This window comes from Cellulomonas sp. NPDC089187 (genome assembly GCF_040685135.1).
Taxonomy (GTDB): domain Bacteria; phylum Actinomycetota; class Actinomycetes; order Actinomycetales; family Cellulomonadaceae; genus Cellulomonas.
This window is the reverse complement of record NZ_JBFBHI010000002.1, coordinates 264084-284711: the sequence shown is the minus strand read 5'-3', so window position 1 is coordinate 284711 and position 20628 is coordinate 264084. Positions and strand designations below refer to the sequence as shown.

Genomic DNA, 20628 nt, shown 5'->3' with positions numbered 1-20628 from the left:
CGTTCGTCGGTCTGTTCACTCGCGGGGCTGGCGCTCCGCCCACGCGCCGAGCTCCACCTTGGGGCCGGTGTAGAACGGGGTCTCCTCGCGCACATGCAGCCGGGCACCGGTGGCCCGCAGATCGCGCATCAGATCCACGATCCGGTGCAGCTCATCGGCCTCGAAGCCGAGGATCCATTCGTAGTCCCCGAGGGCGAAGGACGCCAGGGTGTTCGCCCGGACATCGGCGTAGTCGCGGGCGGCGTGCCCGTGCTCGCGCAGCAGCTCGCGGCGCTCGTCATCCGGAAGCACGTACCAGTCGTAGGACCGCACGAAGGGGTACACGCACAGGTAGGCGCGCGGGTCCTCCCCCGCCAGGAACGCCGGGACGTGCCCGCGGTTGAACTCCGCCGGGCGGTGCATGGCCACCACGGACCACACCGGGATCAGGTGGGCGCCCAGGTCGCTGGCCCGCAGCCGGTGGTAGGCCTCCTGCACCGACTCGACCGAGGGTCCGTGCCACCACACCATCAGGTCGGCGTCGGCGCGCAGACCGGCCACGTCGTACCAGCCGCGCACCACCAGGTCGTCCGGACGGGCGTCACCGGTCAGGTCGGCCAGGACCTCGGCGACCATCGCCTGCCGGGCTGCGGCATCCGCGGGCAGCGGGGTGGCAACCTCGAAGACCGCGTACATCGCGTAGCGGAGCGAATCGTTGATCTGTGCGGCGATGTCGGGGCTGTGGCCGCCGTCCTGCGGGGTGGTGCTCATGGTGCGTGTGTCTCCTCCGTGCTGGCGCAGCCCGCATCGTCGCAGCCTGCGTGGTCCGATCCGGCGATCGCCGGGATGCCGGTGTCCTGTCCGGCGCGCTGGAAGCAGCACCCGGCGGCGCAGCGGTCCGGCCAGGGGCCGAACTCGCCGGTGGTGATCGGGGTGACGTCCTCGCCCCGCTCCCGGGCGGCGCGCTCCTCGATCATGTCGACCAGCCCGGTGACGAAGGACGGTCGGGTGGAGGCCGATCCGGCCCGCACCGCAGTGATACCCAGCCCCTCAGCGGTGGCCATCGCCTCGGTGTCGAGGTCGAAGGCGACCTCCATGTGGTCGGAGACGAAGCCGATCGGGGACATCACGACGGCGGTCACGCCCGCACCGGCACGCTCGGTCAGCACATCGTTGATGTCCGGCTCCAACCAGGGCTGCTGCGGCGGGCCGGAGCGGGAGCAGAACGCCAGGCTGTGCTCGGGTGCGGTGCCGAAACGCTGGGCGACCAGCGCGGCCACCTCCCGGGCGACCTCCTGGTGCTGGGTCAGATAGGACGGACGGCGAGCACCGGAACCCGCCTCCATCGCCAACGGGATCGAGTGCGTGACGAACAGCAGCGGTGCCTCGGCGAGCAGTGCGGTCACCGGGCGTCCGGTGCGCTCGGCCAGTTCGAGGTAGGCCTCGATCACGGCGTCCGCGTTGGCCCGCACGAATCCGGGGTTGTTGAAGTAGTGCCGGAGCTTGTCCACCCGCAGGCCCGCACTGCCCAGATCCCCGGTCGGGTCGGTGTCCGCAGCGCCCAGCTCGCGCAGCGCCGCAGAGACGTGCTCGCGATACTGACGGCACCCGGAGTAGGAGCCGTAGGCACTGGTCACCAGGGCCAGCACGCGGCGGTGGCCCTGCGCGCGCAGCGACTCCAACGCGCCGTCGGTGTAGGGCTCCCAGTTCCGGTTGCCCCAGGCCAGCGGCACGTCGATCCCGCGGGCGTCCAGCTCGGCCCGCAGGGCGGCCAGCAGGGCGCGGTTCTGGTCGTTGATTGGGCTCTTGCCACCGAAGAGCGCGTAGTGCTGGCTGACCTCGACCAGCCGCTCCTCCGGGATGCCCTTCCCCCGGGTCACATTGCGCATGAAGGGGAGCACATCCTCTGGCTGCTCGGGCCCTCCGAAGGAGAGCAGGAGCACCGCGTCATACGGGGCGAGCGACGACGACGTCGAGAGTGCAGCAGTCACGTCCAGCATCATGGCATCTTGAACGGTTCAAGAATTCCCACCGGAGCGCTCTCCCGCCGTGATCTTGTCCTGACGCGGCGTCAGTTCCCCGGTCCGGCGGCGGTCGGTGCGGGCAGGGTGGCGAGCTGATCAGCAATCTCGCGCGCGAAGGCCGCCACCGCCTCGAAGTCACGGTGGTCGCCTTCCTTGGCGCGCGCACCGGCGATCAACGCCCGCTCGGCGAAGGCCAGCTCACTGCGCTGCAACCGACCGGCGAAGGAGCGGTGGCCCAACGCGCCCACCCGCTCCCGCAGGGCCATCAGCTCGTGCGGGGAGTTCGCGGACGCGGCCGGCTGCGTCGCCAGCCCGGAGGAGAACACCCACACCCGGCGCGCCCGCAGCTCGTCCTCCCAGCGCTTGGCGAAGTCCCGGGCAGCGGGCAGCCAGTGCGCGGTGTAGACCGCCGACCCGAGCACCACCGCCTCCACATCGTCCAGCGTGGTGACGTCCTGCGGCGCGACCTCCCGCACATGGTGACCCGCCTCGGAGAGCACCCGGCCGATGGCAGTGCCGATCTCGGCGGTGGCGCCATGACGCGAGGCCACCGTGATCAAGACGCGCATGGGTCCCCTCCTGCGGCTATGACGGACTCGGGGCGCGGTCTACGCACCCGACCCGATCCATGGTCCGTGCCTCCAGCGCCCCTGTCGTGGGCCGGAGGTCCCCCGATGGTCAGGGACGGGGCAGCTCAGCGATACCGGACTGCGCCGCCCGCAGCGCCCCGGTGACCCGGATCAGTTCGTGCAGCTGCGCGTCGTCCAACGCCCCGCCGACATAGTGCGCGATCGCCTCGACATGCCGCCGACCGACCTCCTTCTGCAACTGCGCGCCCTCCTGGGTCAACGTGACCAGCACCCCGCGACCGTCCTCGGGATCGCGCAGCCGCCGCACCCAGCCGTCTTGCTCCAGCCGCTCCACCATCCGGCTCAGACTCGGTTGGCTCAGCAGACTCGACTCGGCCAGTTCCCGCAGCCGCAGCCGCTGCCCCGATGCACCGGACAAGGTGAAGAGCACGTCGTACTCCCGCAAGCTGATCCGGTCCCAGATCGGATCGCGTTGCAGGCGACGCATGATCGCGACCTGGGTGCGGAACAGCTCCTCCCAGGCCTGCGCCGCCAGTCGTGCCTCGCCGGTCATCGCCTGTCCTCTCCGCGGGTGTGCCGGGCCCCATTCTGACCGAGGCCTGCGTACGCTGGCCGGATGCGGACCACCTATGTCCTGGTCGACGGGGAGAACATCGACGCCACCCTCGGCTCATCGATCCTCAACGGACGCCCCACCCCGGAGCAGCGACCCCGGTGGGAGCGGGTGCTGGACTTCGCCCAGCGCACCTGGGGCCAGGACACCAAGGGACTGTTCTTTCTCAACGCCACCAGCGGCACCATGCCGATGTCCTTCGTGCAGGCGCTGCTGGCCATCGGGTTCCAGCCGATCCCGCTGTCCGGTGAGGGCAAGGTCGTCGACATCGGCATCAAGCGGACCCTGTCCGCACTGGCCGACCGCGAGGGCGACGTGCTACTGGCCTCCCACGACGGGGACTTCGCCCCGGAGATGGAGGCGCTGCTCGAGGACGAGGACCGCCGGGTCGGACTGCTCGCGTTCCGGGAGTTCACCAGTAGCCAGCTGGCGCATCTGACCGAGGACGGGCTGGAGACCTTCGACCTGGAGTCGGATGTGAAGGCCTTCAACGTGACACTCCCCCGGCTGCGGATCATCCCGCTGGAGGAGTTCGACCCGCTGCGGTTCCTCTAGGCAGGATCGATGGACACGCCGGTCGTCGCTCTGCTGCAAGCGGTCAACCTCGGCCGGTACGGGCAGGTGCCCATGGCGCGGCTGCGTGAGGTGACCGCCGACCTGGGGCACCGGAACGTGTCGACCTGGTTGGCCACCGGCAACCTGCTGCTGCGACCGCGGCCGGACTTCACCGGGGACCGGGCGGCGCTGGTGACCGAGCTGACCGAGCACCTGCGCGCCGAGCTCGACCTCCCGCTCGGGCTGGTGATCCGCACCCTGGATCAGATGGAGGCCGTGATCGCCGCCAACCCGTACCCGCAGGCCGCGGCGGAGCGCCCCTCCCGGCTGGTGGTGATGTTCTACGACGGGCCGGTCGCCGCGGGCAGCCCGGATCTGAGCGCCTACGGCCCCGAGTCGACGACCTTCCACCACGAGGAGGGGTACATCGACTACCGGGAGGGCATCGGTTCCTCACGACTGACCGGCAAGGTGCTGGACCGGGCCGCCGGGGGCAAGGGCTCGGGCCGGAACTGGAACACGGTGCTCGCGGTGACCACCAAGCTGCGCGCCCTGGGTACCGTGGCCGGATGAGCACCCTCTTCACCCGCATCATCGACGGCGAGATCCCCGGGCGCTTCGTCTGGGCGGACGAGCGCTGCGTCGCCTTCGCCACCATCGCGCCGATCACCGACGGGCACGTGCTGGTGGCCCCCCGCGAGGAGGTGCCGCGGTTCACCGACGCCGCCGATGACCTGCTGGCCGAGCTGATCCGGGTGGCCAAGATCGTGGGCACCGCGCAGCAGACCGCGTTCGACGCACCACGGGCCGCGCTGCTGGTCGCCGGGTTCGAGGTGCCGCATCTGCACCTGCATGTGCTGCCCGCCTGGGGTGAGGAGCAGCTGAGCTTCGCCAACGCCCGCTCGGATGTGCCCGCGGAGCAGCTCGATGCCGCCGCGGAACGGGTGCGGGCGGCGCTGCGGGATGCGGGGTACGACGCTCAGGTGCCCGCTGTGTTGTCGTCGCCGGAGCTCTAGGCCACCGGGTCGTCCTCGCCCCAGGGGGCCAGGCGCAGGGTGCGGGCGTCCCGCTCGGCGATCAGCGCGGCGTGCTCCCGCAACGACTCCTCGGTGTCGGTGCCCGCCCGGACGAATCGCCCGGACAGTGCGTCCAACCGACCCGAACCGAAGGCGTCGACCAGATCGACACTCGCCTGCACCGGGGTCCAGTCGGCGCGACCGTCGTGCAGCGGCATGGCCTGGGTCATGTCGGTGACCACCACACCCGGTGCCAGATCCAGCACCTTCACCCCGCGGTCGGCGACCTGGGCGTGCACCATCGTGGTGAGTCGGGCCAGCGCACCCTTGCTGATCCCGTAACCGGTGTAGACCGGTGAGGGCCGGTGACCGGAGCCGGAGTTGATGTTCACCAGGTGCCCGACACCACGGGCCAGCATCGCGGGCAGCACGGCGTGGGTGACCAGCAGCGGACCGCGCACGTTGGTCTCGATCACCCGCCACACGTCCTCGACGTCGTCCGCGACCAGATCGACCTCCTGGCGCTCGATCACCCCCGCGTTGTTCACCACCAGACCGATCCCCCCGGGCAGCCCCTGCTCGGCGTCGGCGACGACCCGGGCGACCTGGGCGGCGTCGGTGACATCGGCGGGCAGCACCAGCACGGTGCGGTCCGGGTGGGCGGCGCGGATCTCGGCGGCGACGGCGTCCAGATGATCCAGCGTGCGGCCGACCAGGGCCAGCTCCCAGCCCGCGGCGGCCAGACCGAGCGAGAGGCCACGGCCGATCCCCCGTCCGGCGCCGGTGACGAGTGCGGTGCGGGGCTGCGGGTTCATGGGGTCATCGTCGCATCCGGTGGGCATACTGACCCGGCCCGGGGCGTTGCGACCGGTCGCAGCAGGATCACAGCCGTGATGACAGGGAGCCGCCCGTGACCTCAGCAACCCCGTTGACCCCGGGGCCCGCCCTGCGGGTGCGCCTACCCGGGGTCAATCCCCAGGTCCGGGACTTCCTGTCCACCGAGGCCGGATCGGCGCTGGCGCTGCTGGCCGCCACCGTGCTCGCTCTGGTCTGGGCGAACAGCCCGTGGTCCGAGGCCTACGACGCGCTCTGGTCGACCTCCGCCGGGATGCACCTGGGCTCCTGGGGGCTGGACCTGGATCTGCACCACTGGGTGAACGACGCGGCGATGGCGGTGTTCTTCTGCGTCGTCGGGCTGGAGATCAACCGGGAGGTCACCAGCGGAGAGCTGCGCGACCGGCGGACCATCGCGGTGCCCGCCCTGGGCGCGATCGGCGGCCTGGCCGTGCCAGCGCTGATCTATCTGGCGTTCAACGCCGGCACCGAGGCCGCCCACGGTTGGGGGGTGGTGATGAGCACCGACACCGCGTTCCTGGTCGGCATCCTGGCGCTGTTCGGGCCGGCGTGCCCGGATCGGCTGCGGCTGTTCCTGCTCACGTTGGCCATCGTCGACGACATCGGTGCGATCACGGTGATGGCGGTGTTCTACACCGACAGCGTGCACTGGCCTGCGCTCGGCGTCGCCGCCGTACTGGTGATCGCCATGCTGGTGCTGCGCTGGCTCGGGGTGTGGCGGCTGACGCCCTATGCGCTGATCGGGATCGCACTGTGGTGCGCGGTGAACGCCTCCGGGGTGCACGCCACGTTGGCCGGGGTGCTGGTCGGGCTGCTGCTGCCCTCCCGGTCGATGGCCCGTGAACACGTGGAGCAGGTGCCGACCTGGGCCGACGGTCTGGTGGTGGAGACCACGGCCGAGCGCGAACACCTCACCGAACTGGCCGCCCGCGCCGCCGTCCCCGCCAGCGAGCGCCTGCAACGGCTGCTGCACCCGTGGAGCGCCTTTGTGATCGTGCCGGTGTTCGGGCTGGCGAATGCCGGGGTGAGGCTCGACCCGGAGGCGTTGCGGGCAGCGGCGACCTCCTCCGTGAGCATCGGGATCGCGGTGGCGCTGGTGGCGGGCAACACGGTCGGCATCACCGGGGCGGCCACCCTGGCGATCCGCACCGGCCTGGGTCGACTCCCGGGGCGGGTGCGCTGGGGGCACCTGCTCGGCGGCGCGGTGCTGGCTGGGATCGGGTTCACGATCTCACTGTTCATCGCCGAGCTGGCATTCGAGGGCGAGATCCAGGAGCAGGCGAAGATCGGCATCCTGGCCGGGTCGTTGATCGCTGCGGTGCTGGGCAGTGTTCTGCTGCGCATCCTGGGCAACCGCCTCCCGTTGTGCTCCCCGGAGGAGGGCCTGCCCACCCGGCTCCCCTCCGGCCCGTGGGCGGTCGGCTCGGTCTGAGCCCGGGGCCGACGCCGAGCGCCGGGGCACCAGCATGCTTCCCAGTGCGGGAAGGCAGCTTTCGATGGTGTGCCGGGCGGGTCCAAGGGCCGGGAGCTAAGGCAGCGCGCGGCGCAGAGCAGACAGGGTGAGGGCACCGGTGTAGGGCTCGCCATCGATGAACAGCGTCGGGGTGCCGGCCACGCCCAGGTCCAGACCGGCGACGTAGTCGGCCTCCACCCGGTCGGCGAACCGTTGCGCCACCGGACCGGTCACCGACTCCGGGTCCAGGCCGAGGGTGCGGGCGACGGTGCGTAGGTCGGGTTCGGTCAACCGGTTCTGTTGGGCGAAGAGCGCCTGCTGCATCGGCCAGAACATGCCCTGCTCGGCGGCGGCCTCCGCGGCGAGCGCAGCGACCAGCGCATGCGGATGCACCTGGAACAGCGGGAAGTGCCGCCACACCAGGCGCACGCCCCCGTCGGACTCGGCGATCAGGCGGCGCAGCGGCTCAGCGGCCTGGCGGCAGTACGGGCATTCCAGATCGCCGAACTCGGTGATGGTTACAGGCGCCGATGAGTCGCCGAGCACCAGTCGCGCCGAGCCCTCCGGGTGCGCCGCAGCCTCCGGCAGTCCCCCGGGCCCAGCCTCACAACGGTCGGTCATGGCCGCCTCAACACCGGTCGGCACCGATCCATGCCGGCCTCACCGCTTCAGCGGCGGGCTCGCGGTGCCCGGGGAGCGCATCATCCCGTCGAGCAGATCCCGCATCGCCGCCACCGAGGTCCATCGCGGGCGGAAGCCGAGTTCACGTTCCGCCCGTGCGGTGTCCAGCAGCGGCGCACCGGCGGCCAGATCGAACCAGCCCGGCCCGATCGGTGCCAGTCGCAACTGCCAGGCGGCCCACAGCGCCTGGCGGACCGGACCGTGCGGCACCTCGCGCCAGTTGCCCTGGGCCAGTACCTCGGCGACGTCGGCGGCGCGGATGACCCCGGCCCCGGCCAGGTTGAACGCCCCGGTGGCCTGGCGCACCACCACCTCACGGATGCCGTCGGCCAGGTCGTCACCGTGGATCGCCTGCACCCGCAGCCCCTCCGGCCAGGGCAGCACCGGCAGGTTCCCGTCCAGCAGCCGTCGGGGGACGAACGGCCCCAGGAAGATCCGCTTCACCTCCGGACCGGCGGCGTGCTGGAACACCAGGGCCGGACGCACCCGTGCCACCCTGATCCCGGTGTGCCGCAGCTCCAGCTCGTCCAGCAGTCGCTCCTGCGCGACCTTGTCCTGGCTGTAGTCGGCGGTGGCGATGCCCTCGGTAGGCCAGTCCTCGTCCCGGAGCCGATCGTCGAATGCCGGGGCGTAGGCACCCACGGAGGAGACCACCACCAGGTGTGGCACCCCGGCCTGCACCGCGGCCTCGATCACCCGACGGGTGCCCTCGACGTTGACCCGGCGCAGTCGATCACGGTCGTGGCTCGGCTGGATCGCCCAGGCCAGGTGCACCACCGCATCCGCCCCGGCGAAGGCCCGGCGCAGGTGCTCCACGGTCCGGTCCTGCGGACCGCCAGCAGCCAGATCCACCGGCCGCCACTCGGCACGGTCGTAGGGCGGCGGGGGCGTGGTGTGCGGCACCCGCCGGGCAAGCGCGACCACCGAGGTCACGCTCTCGTCCGCGCGCAGTCGGCGCAGCACTGCCGTGCCGACGTTCCCGCTGGCACCCACCACGGCGACTCTCATGCGGCCCCCTGCGATCTGCGGAATGCCTGCTGACGGGCGCGTTCACCCAACGCGGTCAGGGTGGCGATCTGCTGATCGGCCTGCACGATCAGCTCCGCCGGGCGGGCCGGGTCCAGGCCAAGCTCCTCGGCATAGAGGCGCAAGGTCTCCCACAGGCCACGTTTGCCGGTGACCGCCGCGCGCATCAGGTCGAGTTCCAGCACCGCCGTCATTGGGGCCGGCCGCACCACACGACCGTTCGGTTTGAGCCGACCGACCCGCTCGGCCACCGTGGTGGCGAGCTGCTTGAGACGGTGCGGCGGCAGCCCCCACGCGTGCATCCGATCCTCCAGCCAGTCGCGCTCGGCGGGAATGTCCTCCGCCAGCCGCGCCAGATCCGGGCCGAGGGGGGTGTCCCGGTAGGACTCGGCCATCCGCTGGACACGTGCCGCACCCGCCGCCGCACCGGAGAGGTGGTCGGCCAGGTAGATCCGCAGCTGCTGGCGGTCGAGGTCGTTCATGGTGTCGATCGCGGGTTGAGGTTGTCCGGGTCGGCGTCGGCGTCGCCCTCCGGGTGCTCGCTGTCAGCCGCCTGGTCGCCGGTGCGCGGGTTGAGCATCTGCGGATCGGCGTCCGGGTCCTGCTCGGGGTCGTAGCCCTGGGTGCTGTCGTCGGTTGTCATCGCCCCACCGTCGCACCGGGTCCATCGCCCCGCACCTGCAGATGCGGGGCGGCCCGACGGCGAGCACGATCGCTGGCATGCGCAGGCACTCATGGGCGCTGGCAGCTCTGGCGTTGACGCTGCTCAGCGGGTGTGCGGTCGGTGAACAGCACCGAGCACCGGCCGAGATGGTCGCGAGCGTGCAGGATGCCGGCGATCAAGCAAGCTCCGCGGTGGCCACGGTGCGTACGGCGGTCCGGCAGCTGGGTCAGGACCGGATCACACCGACCGTGGCCGACACCGTCCAGGCCGACTCGATCCGCGTGCTCGAGGAGGCCACCCGCACGCTCACCACCCTGTCCCCACCCGATGCGACCGTGCGCACCGCCCGGGACGACGTGCTCGACGCGGTGCAGGCCGCCACCGCGGCGGTGGTCGACGCCGGGGTATGGATCACCGGCCCATCCGCTGCTCACCGCCAGGTGCCGGAGAACCTGCTGCGCGAGCTGGATCAGGCCTGGGGCGCGCTGAGCATCGAGGCGGCGACGGCGTGAAACGTCTGCTGGGCGTGGCCCTCGGCGTGCTGACCGCCATCGGCGGATTCCTGGACATCGGGGATCTGGTGACCAATGCGGTGGTCGGCTCCCGATTCGGGCTGTCGCTGGCCTGGGCGGTGCTGGTCGGCGTGGTCGGGATCTGCCTGTTCGCGCAGATGTCCGGCCGGGTGGCGGCGGTCAGTGGCCGTGCCACCTTCGAGATCATCCGCGAGCGCCTGGGTCCCCGGGTCGCGCTGGGCAACCTGTCCGCGAGCTTCGTGATCAACCTGCTCACCCTCACCGCGGAGGTCGGCGGCATCGCGCTGGCCCTGCAACTGGCCAGCAGCGTGGAGCCCCGGCTGTGGATCCCGGTGGCGGCGCTCGCCGTGTGGCTGGTGGTGTGGCGGACCACGTTCCAGCTGATGGAGAACGTCACCGGGCTGCTCGGGCTCTGCCTGGTCGTGTTCGCGGTGGCGCTGTTCTTGTTGGGCCCGGACTGGGGCGAACTCGCCTCCCAGGCGCTGGACCCGGTGATTCCTGAGGGCGAGACCGGGCCGGTGTACTGGTACTACGCCATCGCCCTGTTCGGTGCGGCGATGACGCCGTATGAGGTGTTCTTCTTCAGCTCCGGCGCGGTGGAGGAGAAGTGGACGCGCAAGGACCTGTCCCAGTCACGGCTGAACGTGCTGGTCGGGTTCCCGCTCGGCGGGCTGCTGTCGCTGGCCATCGCGGCCTGTGCGGCGGTGGTGCTGATGCCACTGTCCATCGAGGTGTCCTCGCTGTCCCAGATGGTGCTGCCGGTGGCCGAGGCGGGCGGGAAGCTGGCACTGGCGGTGGTGATCATCGGGATCGTGGCGGCGACCTTCGGGGCGGCGTTGGAGACCACGTTGTCCAGCGGCTACACCCTGGCGCAGTTCTTCGGCTGGTCATGGGGCAAATTCCGGCGTCCGACCCACGCGGCCCGGTTCCACCTGACGATGATCGTGGCGCTGGCGATCGGGGTCGGGGTGTTGATGACCGGAGTCGATCCGGTGCGGATCACCGAGTACTCGGTGGTGTTCTCCGCGGTGGCACTGCCGCTGACCTATCTGCCGATCCTGGTGGTGGCCAATGACCCAGAGTACATGGGTGATCAGGTCAATGGCCGGGTGACCAACGCACTGGGGCTGGTCTACCTGGTGCTGATCCTGGCGGCGAGTATCGCGGCGATCCCGCTGCTGATCTGGACGGGGGTGGGGGCATGAGGCGACGACGGGTGCGACCAGGTCCGGTGGCAGGCCCGCAGCCGGTACCCGAGCCGACGCAGCCCGGTCGGGTGGTCGATGCTCGGCTGCACCTGTTGGACCGGCTGGTGCTGGACCGTGACGGCGAGCCGGTGACCACGGTGGCCGATGCCGACCTGGACCTGGGTGAGCAGCCGCGGCTGACCGCACTGCTGGCCGGACCAGTGCTGGGCACCCGGATCTTCGGTGGCACTCCCCCACCCTCCCGGTGGGAACGGATCGACTGGCGTCAGGTGACCGACGTCGGGACCACGATCCAGCTGGCGGCCGACTCGGACGATCTCACCGTGACCTGGACCGAACGCTGGGTGCGGGACCGGGTGATCGGGCGGATTCCGGGAGGTCGTCATGCTCCTGAGTGATCTGCTCGACCTGCCGGTGACCCTGGACGGGGAGCGGGTGGGCTACGTGGTGGACGTCCGGTTGGTGCTGGACGGCCCGGTGAGCGGCACGCTGGCTTCACCCCGGGTACACGGCCTGCTGGTCAGCCCGCGCACCGGCACCTCCTTCCTGGGTTACGAGCGCACCGATGTCACCGCACCGTGGCCGATCGCCCGCTGGATGCGGTGGCGGCACCGCGGCACCTTCTTGGCGCACTGGGGCGATGTGGACCAGGTCGGAGCAGAGGGGGTCGCGCTGCGCTCCGGTGCGCCCCGGTACGACGCTGCCCTGCACGGCCCGACCCCGGAGGCCAGTCACGGTTCGGAGCGCTGATCGGTCGCATTCCGGTCATTCGGGTCGAAGGTCCCGCTGCGGTCGTTACCATCGACACCGTGTCTGAGGTCGATGTCGCCCTGGTCGGCGGTGGCGTGATGAGCGCCACCCTCGCCACTCTGCTGTCCGAATTGGAACCCACCTGGTCCATCGAGGTGATCGAACGCCTCGACCAGGTCGCCCGGGAGAGTTCGGATGCCTGGAACAACGCCGGGACCGGCCACGCCGCACTGTGCGAGCTGAACTACACCCCCGAGCGCCCGGACGGGTCCATCGACATCGCCAAGGCGGTGCGGATCAACGAGCAGTTCTCGCTGTCCGCGGAGCTGTGGGACCACCTGATCGCGGCCGGACGACTGCCCGGGGACGACTTCCGCACCCCGGTGCCGCATATGACCTTTGTGCAGGGCGAACGCGATGTGGACTACCTGCGCCGCCGGCATGCCGCGCTGAGCGCTCACCCCCGGTTCGCGTCGATGGAGTTCAGCGACGACCCGGCGGTGCTGGCCGAGTGGACGCCGTTGATCATGGCGGAGCGGGCACCCGGCCCGGTGGCCGCCACCCGTGCGCCCCATGGCTATGACGTGGACTTCGGCGCGCTGACCCGGCACCTGATCGACGACCTGCGCGGCCGCGGGGCCCGGGTCAGCACCGGCCAGGAGGTGCGCGACCTGCGCCGCAGCCCCGACGGCGGCTGGCAGTTGCTCATCCAGGACCGCGCCTCTGGCCGTCCACGGGTGCTGCATGCGCGATTCGTCTTTGTCGGTGCCGGGGGTGGCGCGCTGCGGCTGCTGCAACGCTCTGGCATCGAGGAGATCCGCGGCTACGGCGGTTTCCCCATCGCCGGGCAGTTCCTGCGCACCCGCAACCCCGCGCTGATCGCCGCACACCACGCGAAGGTCTACGGCAAGGCCGCGGTCGGCTCCCCACCGATGTCCGTCCCGCACCTGGACGCCCGGGCGGTCGGGGGCGGGCAGGCGTTGCTGTTCGGGCCCTACGCCGGGTGGAGCATGAAGTTCCTCAAGCACGGCTCCTGGGGCGATCTGCTGCGCACCATCCGCCCGGACAACATCTGGCCCATGCTGTCGGTCGGCCTGAAGAACCTCGACCTCCTGCGGTACCTGATCACCGAGGTGCTCGCGGGTCGCAAGAAGCGGTTGTCCAGTCTGCGCGAGTACCTGCCCACCGCGCAGGACGCCGACTGGGAGCTGATCACCGCCGGACAACGCGTCCAGGTCATCAAGCCAGTGCCCGGGGGCGGGGCGTTGGAGTTCGGCACCGAGCTGATCACCGCCGCGGACGGGTCCATCGCCGGACTGCTCGGTGCCTCCCCCGGTGCGTCCACCGCCGCCTCGGCGATGGTCGACCTGCTGGGGCGGTGCTTCCCGGAGCGGATGAATGACTGGTCACCGCGGTTGCACGCGATGATGCCCTCGCTGAATGACGAGGACGCGGATGCGGATGCGCCGTCGGAGGACCCGGATCTGGTCGATCAGGCCTGAGCCGATCCCCTACGGCATCCCGCAGCGTGGGGCGTCACAGCGCAGGATCACACGGCCGTCACCGGTGAAGTCGGCACCCCTGAGGCGACCGATCACCGGCAGATCACCGTCGAGTGCCAGTACCACCGGTTCGTCGACGAACTGCGATCTGATCGGCTCCGCCAGGCGTCGTCGGTCCTGGGTGGAGCACTGGGCATCGCGGCAGGAGACCAGCGTGAGCCCGTCGTCCCGCGGGTCGTGGGAGACGATCAGGGGCCGACCGGTGCTGTCCACCACGAGCGCGGCCACTCCCTGCGACAACCCCTCGATGGTGATCGACTCGGCGGAGACGCATGATCCCGCGGGGCACCGCAACAGCACACCGGTCAGCCCGTGCCTGACCAGGACCCAGACGATGCCGTCCGGACCCACGGCGAGTGAGGTCCCGTTGTTCCAGGAGTACCCGTACTCGATCTCGACCGGCACCTCCTCGATCGAGGTGCTGCCGTCCGCGGCGACGGTGACGAGCTGGACAGCGAAATCGTCCAGGGTGCCGGGGTCGACGAGCACGATCGCGGAGCCATCCGGTCCCAGTCGTACCGACAGGTCGAACTCGCTGTCGCCGACAGCCGCCGGCGTCCGGGAGGTCGCACAGCGGTCGAGCGTGCAGCGGACGATCACCAGTTCGCGTGCGCCGGTGCCCTCGGGGCCGCGGGCGACGGTGGCGATGACGGCGTGGTCCTCGTCAGCAGCCATCGCCATCGGGGTCTCACGCTCTGCGGCCCAGTTGGCTACTTCCGGCAGGTCCAGGTCGTAACGGACCGCCGTGTGCTCGACCACCTCGTCGACGTCGGGCGTGTTGCCGAGGGTCAGGTCCTCACCGGCCCGCACCGTCGGCATCGGGTCTCGGCGGATCCGCAGTGATCGGTCGATGCGGTACGGGTCCTCCACGATCTCCTCGACCCACGAGGCCGACCACAGATGCTGCCCGTCCGGGGTGACAGCCTCGATCCCGAAGAACGGCACGAAGAGCACCCCGCAGCGGTCGGGAGCACACAGCACCACGTCGCGCTCCAACTCGGCGTCGCGATCCGAACGCCAGGTAAGACTGAGATCCCGACCTCGCCAGATGCTGTATCCGCCGCCGGCGGAGGGGACCTGGACCGACCATTCGCCGTCAACCGGATCAGCTGTCCGCATCCGAGCGACATCGGCGGGGTTCCACAGCGCGAGGACCATCATCAGCACGGTCGGCACCGCGATGATCACCCCCGCAGTCCAGCGCCGGGCGGCCGCCCCAGTCCCGTCCTGTCGGACCCGGAACGTCCCGCTGGGCAGGAGGTCATCGACGGCGACACCGACCACGGTGAGCAGGCCACCGGCGGTCACGACGCCATTCGCGAGGGCGACCAGGTCGAAGGACATCACCGGCATCGGCAACCTGGCGATGGCGACCCGCAGACCCACCACCACCAGCACCGTCAACGGTGCGGCCCAATTCAGGGTCGCGCGGCGCCGCCGCGGTGCGTGCTTGTGGATCGAGCCGGTGTCCGCCAACACTCGGCGGGCGATCCACCGCAGGCTGGGCACACACAACGCAGCCGCGATGACCGGCAGGAACGCCAGGGCGCCGTACTGCTGCGCGGTCGAGGACGACGTATCGCGGAGCACGGCAAAGGCCGCGGCAGCCATGCCGAGGCCGGCGGCCACCAGCACACCGACCAGAGCGATCGCCCCAACCGGGGAACGCCACGGCCAGGCCCAGCACCGGCGCAGTGTGACCACCTCGCGCCGCACTTCGGCCCCCAGCATGACCACGGCGGCTCCGGCGGCCCAGCTCATCGACACCGCGAGGATCGCGGTGGAGATCAGGTCGGATCGCGGATCTATCCCGGGCGACACCGACTCCAGACGCCAGTCCCGGATCACCGGGTCATCGCAGAGCACGACCGTGACGACCGTCGCCAGCAGCAGCCCCATCGTCATGGGTACGCACAGCGCCAGCCATGCTCGCCCGGAGCCGAGACGCCACCCCGTGCGCATGAGGGGGTGCAGAGCACGCAGGGTCGTGGGTGTCGTTGCTGTGCCGCTCATCGCATGTCGCCTGGTCAGGTCACCGGGCTCATGCCCGTGGGAACAGGATGCTGCGGCGAGGGCAGCCTAGCGGCAGCGGGGTGTGCGCTGGGCGCACAGGGCGGCCCGCCGGAGTCGCCCCCTGCAGACTCCGACGGGCCGCACACGGGCAGTGCCCTCCACACCTGACCGTGTCATCCCTGTCGTCCCGCGGGGGGCCGGTGCTGTCACCTCGGAATACTGTGATCTGAGTCACATCACCCGGGACAGAGCGAAGGCCCCGGAGCAGGGGGTGATCCGGGACCTTCGCGCCAAGCAGCCTATCCGGGTTCTGGTGTGGATGGGCTGGTTTCGGGCGAAGTCACCCGGGTGAGGCAGTCTCGGCGCGCTGCACCAGGTCGGCGGCATCGGCGAGGGTAGCCGGAGTGAAGAGCGGCACCCCCTCCCGGACGAGCAGCTCGGCGGACAGGCCACGGCCGGGAACCCGGGTCCCGGTGAACGTCCCGTCGTACACCGTGGTGCTCCCGCAGGAGGGGCTGCGGTCCACCAGCACCGCCAGAGCCGGACGATGCTGTCGGATCTGCTGCACGCCGAGCTCGGCGGCGCGCAGGAACGCGTCGGTCAGGTCCGTGCCGGTGCGGCCGAGCACCCGCGCTGTCCCGTCCAGCACGTCTGCCGCGGTGCCCCCGACGATCTCCGCCGGTTCGCGCGGGATCGGGAGCCCGGCAGCGACCTCCGGACAGAACTGCACCAGCCGACCCTCCGCCTGCCACCGGGACCAGATCGGGTCATCGATCGGCACCGACCTGCCGTCCCAACGCAGGCGCGCCAGACCGAGGCAACCACTGGCGAACACGGGGAGCATCCGGCCATTCTCCCAGGATGCGGGCACCGCCGGGTGCTGCGACGGTGAAGCGCATGGTGCAGGAGATCTGGCTGGTGCGGCACGGGGAGAGTATCGGCAATGTGGCGGCGACCCGCTCCGAGCGGGCGGGGGCCGAGGTGGTCGGGATCGACACCCGGGACGCCGATACGCCGCTGTCCGAGACCGGGGCGGAACAGGCTGTCTCCCTCGGCGCGCACTGGGCGCAGCAGGAACCCGACGACCTGCCACAGGTGGTGTGGTGCTCGCCGTATCTGCGCGCCCGGCAGACCGCGCACCTCGCGCTGCACCGCGCGAGTCTGGATCTGCCCACCGTGATCGATGAGCGGCTCCGGGACCGGGAACTCGGGGTGCTCGACGGTCTGACCAGCCACGGGGTACACGCTCGATTCCCCCAGGAAGCTGCCCGTCGCGCACACCAGGGCAAGTTCTACTATCGGCCACCGGGCGGGGAATCCTGGGCGGATGTCGCCCTCCGGCTGCGCTCGGTGCTGCGGGATGTGGCCGACAGCGACGCCGCGCGGGTGCTGGTCGTGGCGCATGACGCGGTGATCTGGCTGCTGCGCTACGTGCTGGAAGCGATGGATGAGCAGCAGCTCTTCGACCTGATCGCCCGCGGCAGTGTGCGAAACACCTCACTCACCGTGCTGACCCGCACCGACCGCACCTGGACCACCACCCGTGCCGATGACGTGCGACACCTGGAACGCACGGATGGCAAGGTCACCGAACACGCCGGAGAACGCGAGGACGCCCGATGATCACGCCCCTGACCCCCGCAGAGCTGCGCGCCTGGCCGTTGCCCGACCGCCGGGGCAGCAAGGACGAGCGCGGGGGCGTGTTGGTGATCGGCGGGGCGCGGCCGACCCCGGGGGCCGTGCTGCTCGCCGGGTTGGCGGCGTTGCGGATCGGGGCTGGGCGGCTCAGCGTGGCCGTGGCGGAGTCGGTGGCACCGGCCTGCGCCGCCCAGTTTCCGGAGGCGGGGGTGCTGTCACTGCCGCAGTCGCCGGAGGGGTCGCCGACCGGGGCCGACGCAGCAGGGATGACGCAGGAGCTCTCCCGGGCGGATGCCGTGATTGTCGGTCCGGGGCTGGACGAGCCGCAGGGCGCGGAGGCACTGCTGTCCACCGTGCTCGCGACCGCCGGTGACACCGCGGTGCTGATCGATGCCTTCGCGCTCGGCGTGCTCCCGGGGATGGCGGTCACGCTGCCCGAGCGCACCGTGCTCACCCCCAACCTGACCGAGGCTGCTCGGCTGCTGGACCGGGACGAGGCCGACCCTGAGGACGCCGCGGTGCTGGTGGCGGAGCGCTACGGCACCGTGGTCAGTTGCGCCGGGATCATCGCGCATCCGGACGGACGGCAGTGGGCCACCGCCTCCGGGCATCCGGGCCTGGGAACATCCGGCAGCGGCGATGTGCTCTCCGGCGCGATCGGCGGTCTGCTCGCGGGCGGGTGCACGCCCGAGCAGGCGGCCTGCTGGGGCACCGCACTGCATGCCACCGCCGGTGACCGCTTGGCGGCTCGGATCGGACCGTTGGGGTTCCTGGCGCGCGAGCTCACCGAGGAGTTCCCGGGGCTGCTGGTCGAGTTCGGCGGGTGACTAGTGCGCCGGGCCGGTCGCTTCTGTCCAGCCGACCTCGAGGTCGTAGCGAAACTGGGTCACGGTGGGTGTGTCGATGTCGAGCGCCGTCGAGGAGAGCGTCACCTCTTCCCGGCCGACGATGGCACCCGTGCTCGGGTCGACCAGCAGCACCCGGACCACGGGGTCGGTGTCCCAGCTCGCCCCGGGGAAGGCCAGCGCCACCGCCACCTCACCCACCCGGTCGGTGACCTCCCCGGCAAGGGAGATCCCGGGCTCGGCGGCCAGCACCTGCCACAGGGCGGCGTCCAGATCGGCGGGCAGCACCAGTCGATCAGCCAGGTCGGTCACCGCCAGGTAGAGACACACGGCGGTGTCCGGGGAGTCGGTGCGGTCGCAGCCGGGGGCGCTCAGGCCGGCCAGCAGCTCGGCGCGTAGCGCCGCGGGATCACGGGGCAGCGCTGCGGCCTGATCCGGATCGAAGGTGCCCGCGGGCATCCGGTCCACCGCCGCATTCGCCGCGGTGGTGTCGACGGCGGGCACCTCGGCCAGGCGACCCGTGCTGTCCAGAGCCGGACCGCGCCACTGCACGAAGGTGGCCGACCCGTCGGCGGCGGTCCAGGTCTCCCCCACCGTCGGCTCCACCGCCACCGAGGTGCCCTCCTCCTCCACGGACACCGACAGCAACCAGCTCTGGGACAGGGTGTGCTGCACCGTTCCGGCGGGCTCCGGGTCGACCCGGTTGGCGGCGATGTCCGCCAGCTCGGCCAGCACGGGAGCGGCACTGGGGCCGGCCCCTGCGGCCAGTTCGGTCGGGGCGATCGGGTACGCCAGCATCGGCGGGGTGGTCGCCACCGCCGACGGTGCGCCGAGGTGGGCAGGAATCAGCGCGGCCCCGATGCCGAGCAGCACAGCGGCCGCAGCACCGGTCAGCACCGCCCAGCGGCGGCGGGGACGCAAGGGGACGACCTCAGCCTGCACCGGGTCACCGGTCAGTGCCGCGATCTGCGCACGCATCTGCACCTCGTCCACCGGCTCGGCGGGGAGGGTGCCACCCAGCCCCACCCGACCCAGCAGCGCAGACAGCGCCTCGACCTCCGCCTGGGCCCGGCGTTCGGGTGTGGGATCGCTCATCGCCGCTCCCCCTCCGTGTCGAGTTCCAGTGCCAGGTGCCCGGCCAAACGGGTGCGGGCGCGGGACAGCCGACTGGTCAGCGCCGTGACACTGCATCCCAGCTCGCGCGCCGCCTCGGTCGGGGTCAGTCCACCCCAGACGGTCAGGGTCATCGCATCCGCCTCCGCCTCCGGCAACAGGGCGACCAGGCGGCGGGCCCGGTCGTCAGCGGCGAGCTGGTCGGCCGGATCGGGCTCATGGGCGTAGGCGTCGGCCGCCACCAGGTCGACGCCCAGGGCAGTGCGTCCGCGGTCGTCGTGGGCCTTGCGAATGCGGTTGCGGGCCACGCCGTACACCCATGGTCGGATCCGCTCAGGTTCGGGCAGGTCGTTCCAGCGCCGCCAGACCACCAGGAACGTCTCGGAGAGCACGTCGTCGACCTGTTCGTGGGGAACCTGACGGCGAATGAAGCCCCGCAGGTGCGGGACCAGGCTGCGGTAGAGGTCGCCGAATGCCGCAACGGCATCCACCGTCGCGGCGGGTTCGCCCCCCTCGCCCCCTGCGGCCACGTCACCTTCAGTTCACTCACTAACAGATGGCAGTGGTCATCGTACGGATCGAGGTGCTGGGCATCGAGGTCGACGTGTACAGCCCACCGGAGTTCACGCAGATCCAGGTGCCGGTGGCACCCGACCCGGAGTAGAGGCGCACGGCGACCCCGGTGCGGTTCCACACCGTGCGGGCGATGCTGACCTGACTGGACTGCACGCCGGCGCTTCCGGTGCTCCAGAAGGCACCGGTGTACCCGGCCCCGCTCCAGAGGCAGAACCGCCCGGCGGCGCACTGCGAGGCGCTCAACACCACCGGCCCACCTCCGATGGGGTCCTCCTGCGCACCGGCAGTGGGCGGTACGGCGATCAACAGTCCGGCAGCGAGGGCGAGGGTGGTCAGGCGACGGCGCAGCAGGTGACGGGAGCTCATACCCGGACATCCGATGCCCCCGGCCGAACGTCACCGAGCCAGGCTGTGATGTTGACCACACTGCTGCCCTGACATACTCGCTGAGTGACCGAGCGCTACGCCCCCGACGACCACATCGACGGCCGGAGCCTGCTGGTGGCGGCGTCCTACCTACTCGTGCTGGACCGCGGCCGTCTGCTGCTCCAACTCCGGGAGGGCACCGGCTATCGCGATGGTCACTGGGCGACGCTCGCCGGCCATGTCGACCCCGGCGAGTCCGCACACCAGGCCGCCATCCGTGAGGCGCGCGAGGAGGCCGGGATCATCGTCGACCCGGCCGATCTGGAACCACTGACCGCCCTCCACCGGTTCCAGCCTGGCGGCCCCCAGGTCGAGCAGCGGATCGACCTGTTCTTCCTGACCCGACGCTTCACCGGCGAGCCCGCCCGGCGCGAGCCGGAGAAGGCCGCCGCGATGGACTGGTTCGACCTGGACGATCTGCCCACGCCGCTGGTCCCGCACGAGGCAGCCGTGATTGCCGCCTGGCGTGCGGGCCGACTGGCTGCCGTGTGGTCGATGCCGAGCTGAG

The 20628-nt window shown here is 71.2% G+C and carries 26 protein-coding genes; 12 read left to right on the top strand and 14 right to left on the bottom strand.

Annotation, left to right across the window (positions count from 1 at the left end):
• Positions 1–15: 15 nt before the first annotated feature.
• The 4 genes from hemQ to AB0N78_RS05605 form a co-directional block, all read right to left on the bottom strand.
• The gene (hemQ, locus tag AB0N78_RS05620) at positions 16–750 is read right to left on the bottom strand and encodes a hydrogen peroxide-dependent heme synthase (RefSeq protein ID WP_363386815.1); all 735 of its coding nucleotides are present in this window, start codon (positions 748–750) and stop codon (positions 16–18) included.
• On the bottom strand, positions 747–1970 hold the full coding sequence (locus tag AB0N78_RS05615) for a ferrochelatase (RefSeq protein WP_363386812.1): 1224 nt from the start codon (positions 1968–1970) through the stop codon (positions 747–749). Before AB0N78_RS05615 ends, hemQ begins: the two co-directional genes overlap by 4 nt.
• Positions 1971–2050: 80 nt before the next feature.
• On the bottom strand, positions 2051–2572 hold the full coding sequence (locus AB0N78_RS05610) for a flavodoxin domain-containing protein (protein WP_363386809.1): 522 nt from the start codon (positions 2570–2572) through the stop codon (positions 2051–2053).
• A gap of 109 nt (positions 2573–2681) precedes the next feature.
• Positions 2682–3146: a MarR family transcriptional regulator gene (locus AB0N78_RS05605; RefSeq protein ID WP_363386806.1), complete on the bottom strand. Its 465-nt coding sequence runs from the start codon at positions 3144–3146 to the stop codon at positions 2682–2684.
• Between the two features lie 63 nt (positions 3147–3209).
• On the opposite strand from AB0N78_RS05605, the gene AB0N78_RS05600 reads away from it, so the two are divergent.
• From AB0N78_RS05600 to AB0N78_RS05590, 3 genes are read left to right on the top strand one after another with little or no spacing between them, the layout of a single operon-like run.
• Positions 3210–3761 carry an NYN domain-containing protein gene (locus AB0N78_RS05600; protein ID WP_363386803.1) on the top strand — a complete coding sequence of 184 codons (552 nt, stop codon included), beginning with the start codon at positions 3210–3212 and terminating at the stop codon, positions 3759–3761.
• 9 nt (positions 3762–3770) lie between these two features.
• Positions 3771–4334, top strand: a complete 564-nt coding sequence (locus tag AB0N78_RS05595; protein WP_363386800.1) for a DUF1697 domain-containing protein — start codon at positions 3771–3773, stop codon at positions 4332–4334.
• A complete protein-coding gene (locus tag AB0N78_RS05590; RefSeq protein WP_363386797.1) occupies positions 4331–4777 on the top strand; it encodes an HIT family protein in 447 nt (148 codons plus the stop codon). The genes AB0N78_RS05595 and AB0N78_RS05590 overlap by 4 nt, the downstream gene beginning before the upstream one ends.
• Here AB0N78_RS05590 and AB0N78_RS05585 read toward each other — a convergent pair.
• The gene (locus AB0N78_RS05585; protein ID WP_363386795.1) at positions 4774–5592 is read right to left on the bottom strand and encodes an SDR family NAD(P)-dependent oxidoreductase; all 819 of its coding nucleotides are present in this window, start codon (positions 5590–5592) and stop codon (positions 4774–4776) included. The two genes, AB0N78_RS05590 and AB0N78_RS05585, sit on opposite strands and share 4 nt — an antisense overlap.
• Before the next feature lie 95 nt (positions 5593–5687).
• Between AB0N78_RS05585 and nhaA the strand changes: the two genes are divergently transcribed.
• Positions 5688–7064, top strand: coding sequence for a Na+/H+ antiporter NhaA (gene nhaA, locus AB0N78_RS05580; RefSeq protein ID WP_363386792.1), 1377 nt, complete (start codon positions 5688–5690; stop codon positions 7062–7064).
• Positions 7065–7160: 96 nt separating this feature from the next.
• On the opposite strand, the gene AB0N78_RS05575 is transcribed toward nhaA, so the two are convergent.
• From AB0N78_RS05575 to AB0N78_RS05560, 4 genes are read right to left on the bottom strand one after another with little or no spacing between them, the layout of a single operon-like run.
• Positions 7161–7706, bottom strand: a complete 546-nt coding sequence (locus AB0N78_RS05575) for a DsbA family protein (RefSeq protein ID WP_363386790.1) — start codon at positions 7704–7706, stop codon at positions 7161–7163.
• A gap of 39 nt (positions 7707–7745) precedes the next feature.
• Complete coding sequence (locus AB0N78_RS05570) at positions 7746–8774, bottom strand: NAD-dependent epimerase/dehydratase family protein (RefSeq protein ID WP_363386787.1); 1029 nt, start codon at positions 8772–8774, stop codon at positions 7746–7748.
• Entirely contained in the window at positions 8771–9274 is a 504-nt protein-coding gene (locus AB0N78_RS05565) for a hypothetical protein (RefSeq protein WP_363386784.1), read from the bottom strand. Before AB0N78_RS05565 ends, AB0N78_RS05570 begins: the two co-directional genes overlap by 4 nt.
• Positions 9271–9435, bottom strand: coding sequence for a hypothetical protein (locus tag AB0N78_RS05560; protein ID WP_363386781.1), 165 nt, complete (start codon positions 9433–9435; stop codon positions 9271–9273). Before AB0N78_RS05560 ends, AB0N78_RS05565 begins: the two co-directional genes overlap by 4 nt.
• Before the next feature lie 77 nt (positions 9436–9512).
• On the opposite strand from AB0N78_RS05560, the gene AB0N78_RS05555 reads away from it, so the two are divergent.
• From AB0N78_RS05555 to mqo, 5 genes are all read left to right on the top strand, one after another.
• Positions 9513–9968 carry a hypothetical protein gene (locus tag AB0N78_RS05555; protein WP_363386779.1) on the top strand — a complete coding sequence of 152 codons (456 nt, stop codon included), beginning with the start codon at positions 9513–9515 and terminating at the stop codon, positions 9966–9968.
• The gene (locus tag AB0N78_RS05550; RefSeq protein WP_363386777.1) at positions 9965–11194 is read left to right on the top strand and encodes an Nramp family divalent metal transporter; all 1230 of its coding nucleotides are present in this window, start codon (positions 9965–9967) and stop codon (positions 11192–11194) included. Before AB0N78_RS05555 ends, AB0N78_RS05550 begins: the two co-directional genes overlap by 4 nt.
• Positions 11191–11595 (top strand): hypothetical protein, encoded by a 405-nt coding sequence (locus AB0N78_RS05545; protein WP_363386775.1) that lies wholly within the window; start codon positions 11191–11193, stop codon positions 11593–11595. Before AB0N78_RS05550 ends, AB0N78_RS05545 begins: the two co-directional genes overlap by 4 nt.
• Positions 11582–11947, top strand: coding sequence for a PRC-barrel domain containing protein (locus AB0N78_RS05540; RefSeq protein WP_363386772.1), 366 nt, complete (start codon positions 11582–11584; stop codon positions 11945–11947). The genes AB0N78_RS05545 and AB0N78_RS05540 overlap by 14 nt, the downstream gene beginning before the upstream one ends.
• A gap of 98 nt (positions 11948–12045) precedes the next feature.
• The gene (gene mqo, locus AB0N78_RS05535; RefSeq protein WP_363388218.1) at positions 12046–13449 is read left to right on the top strand and encodes a malate dehydrogenase (quinone); all 1404 of its coding nucleotides are present in this window, start codon (positions 12046–12048) and stop codon (positions 13447–13449) included.
• A 9-nt stretch (positions 13450–13458) separates the two neighbouring features.
• Here the strand turns inward: mqo and AB0N78_RS05530 are convergent, their stop codons facing one another.
• Together AB0N78_RS05530 and AB0N78_RS05525 are read right to left on the bottom strand one after the other, a co-directional pair.
• Complete coding sequence (locus AB0N78_RS05530; protein ID WP_363386769.1) at positions 13459–15414, bottom strand: hypothetical protein; 1956 nt, start codon at positions 15412–15414, stop codon at positions 13459–13461.
• Positions 15415–15862: 448 nt separating this feature from the next.
• Complete coding sequence (locus tag AB0N78_RS05525) at positions 15863–16366, bottom strand: DUF523 domain-containing protein (protein WP_363386766.1); 504 nt, start codon at positions 16364–16366, stop codon at positions 15863–15865.
• A gap of 53 nt (positions 16367–16419) precedes the next feature.
• On the opposite strand from AB0N78_RS05525, the gene AB0N78_RS05520 reads away from it, so the two are divergent.
• Complete coding sequence (locus AB0N78_RS05520) at positions 16420–17145, top strand: histidine phosphatase family protein (protein WP_363386763.1); 726 nt, start codon at positions 16420–16422, stop codon at positions 17143–17145.
• The gene (locus AB0N78_RS05515; RefSeq protein ID WP_363386760.1) at positions 17142–17987 is read left to right on the top strand and encodes an NAD(P)H-hydrate dehydratase; all 846 of its coding nucleotides are present in this window, start codon (positions 17142–17144) and stop codon (positions 17985–17987) included. Before AB0N78_RS05520 ends, AB0N78_RS05515 begins: the two co-directional genes overlap by 4 nt.
• Here the strand turns inward: AB0N78_RS05515 and AB0N78_RS05510 are convergent, their stop codons facing one another.
• From AB0N78_RS05510 to AB0N78_RS05500, 3 genes are read right to left on the bottom strand one after another with little or no spacing between them, the layout of a single operon-like run.
• Positions 17988–19100 carry a CU044_5270 family protein gene (locus AB0N78_RS05510; RefSeq protein ID WP_363386757.1) on the bottom strand — a complete coding sequence of 371 codons (1113 nt, stop codon included), beginning with the start codon at positions 19098–19100 and terminating at the stop codon, positions 17988–17990.
• Positions 19097–19648 (bottom strand): sigma-70 family RNA polymerase sigma factor, encoded by a 552-nt coding sequence (locus AB0N78_RS05505; protein ID WP_363386754.1) that lies wholly within the window; start codon positions 19646–19648, stop codon positions 19097–19099. Before AB0N78_RS05505 ends, AB0N78_RS05510 begins: the two co-directional genes overlap by 4 nt.
• Positions 19649–19667: 19 nt before the next feature.
• A complete protein-coding gene (locus AB0N78_RS05500) occupies positions 19668–20060 on the bottom strand; it encodes a peptidase inhibitor family I36 protein (protein WP_363386751.1) in 393 nt (130 codons plus the stop codon).
• Between the two features lie 84 nt (positions 20061–20144).
• On the opposite strand from AB0N78_RS05500, the gene AB0N78_RS05495 reads away from it, so the two are divergent.
• Entirely contained in the window at positions 20145–20627 is a 483-nt protein-coding gene (locus AB0N78_RS05495; RefSeq protein ID WP_363386748.1) for an NUDIX domain-containing protein, read from the top strand.
• Position 20628: the final 1 nt, after the last annotated feature.

Excerpts from the sequence above, each read along its gene's own strand:
- AB0N78_RS05605 (WP_363386806.1), bottom strand. The coding sequence starts at position 3,146 with ATGACCGGCGAGGCACGACTGGCGGCGCAGGCCTGGGAGGAGCTGTTC.
- hemQ (WP_363386815.1), bottom strand. The coding sequence starts at position 750 with ATGAGCACCACCCCGCAGGACGGCGGCCACAGCCCCGACATCGCCGCA.
- AB0N78_RS05520 (WP_363386763.1), top strand. The coding sequence starts at position 16,420 with ATGGTGCAGGAGATCTGGCTGGTGCGGCACGGGGAGAGTATCGGCAAT.
- AB0N78_RS05595 (WP_363386800.1), top strand. The coding sequence starts at position 3,771 with ATGGACACGCCGGTCGTCGCTCTGCTGCAAGCGGTCAACCTCGGCCGG.
- AB0N78_RS05570 (WP_363386787.1), bottom strand. The coding sequence starts at position 8,774 with ATGAGAGTCGCCGTGGTGGGTGCCAGCGGGAACGTCGGCACGGCAGTG.
- AB0N78_RS05590 (WP_363386797.1), top strand. The coding sequence starts at position 4,331 with ATGAGCACCCTCTTCACCCGCATCATCGACGGCGAGATCCCCGGGCGC.
- AB0N78_RS05600 (WP_363386803.1), top strand. The coding sequence starts at position 3,210 with ATGCGGACCACCTATGTCCTGGTCGACGGGGAGAACATCGACGCCACC.
- AB0N78_RS05500 (WP_363386751.1), bottom strand. The coding sequence starts at position 20,060 with ATGAGCTCCCGTCACCTGCTGCGCCGTCGCCTGACCACCCTCGCCCTC.
- AB0N78_RS05610 (WP_363386809.1), bottom strand. The coding sequence starts at position 2,572 with ATGCGCGTCTTGATCACGGTGGCCTCGCGTCATGGCGCCACCGCCGAG.
- AB0N78_RS05525 (WP_363386766.1), bottom strand. The coding sequence starts at position 16,366 with ATGCTCCCCGTGTTCGCCAGTGGTTGCCTCGGTCTGGCGCGCCTGCGT.
- AB0N78_RS05530 (WP_363386769.1), bottom strand. The coding sequence starts at position 15,414 with ATGACGATGGGGCTGCTGCTGGCGACGGTCGTCACGGTCGTGCTCTGC.
- AB0N78_RS05560 (WP_363386781.1), bottom strand. The coding sequence starts at position 9,435 with ATGACAACCGACGACAGCACCCAGGGCTACGACCCCGAGCAGGACCCG.
- AB0N78_RS05555 (WP_363386779.1), top strand. The coding sequence starts at position 9,513 with ATGCGCAGGCACTCATGGGCGCTGGCAGCTCTGGCGTTGACGCTGCTC.
- mqo (WP_363388218.1), top strand. The coding sequence starts at position 12,046 with ATGAGCGCCACCCTCGCCACTCTGCTGTCCGAATTGGAACCCACCTGG.
- AB0N78_RS05545 (WP_363386775.1), top strand. The coding sequence starts at position 11,191 with ATGAGGCGACGACGGGTGCGACCAGGTCCGGTGGCAGGCCCGCAGCCG.
- AB0N78_RS05515 (WP_363386760.1), top strand. The coding sequence starts at position 17,142 with ATGATCACGCCCCTGACCCCCGCAGAGCTGCGCGCCTGGCCGTTGCCC.
- AB0N78_RS05565 (WP_363386784.1), bottom strand. The coding sequence starts at position 9,274 with ATGAACGACCTCGACCGCCAGCAGCTGCGGATCTACCTGGCCGACCAC.
- AB0N78_RS05585 (WP_363386795.1), bottom strand. The coding sequence starts at position 5,592 with ATGAACCCGCAGCCCCGCACCGCACTCGTCACCGGCGCCGGACGGGGG.
- AB0N78_RS05510 (WP_363386757.1), bottom strand. The coding sequence starts at position 19,100 with ATGAGCGATCCCACACCCGAACGCCGGGCCCAGGCGGAGGTCGAGGCG.
- AB0N78_RS05540 (WP_363386772.1), top strand. The coding sequence starts at position 11,582 with ATGCTCCTGAGTGATCTGCTCGACCTGCCGGTGACCCTGGACGGGGAG.
- AB0N78_RS05575 (WP_363386790.1), bottom strand. The coding sequence starts at position 7,706 with ATGACCGACCGTTGTGAGGCTGGGCCCGGGGGACTGCCGGAGGCTGCG.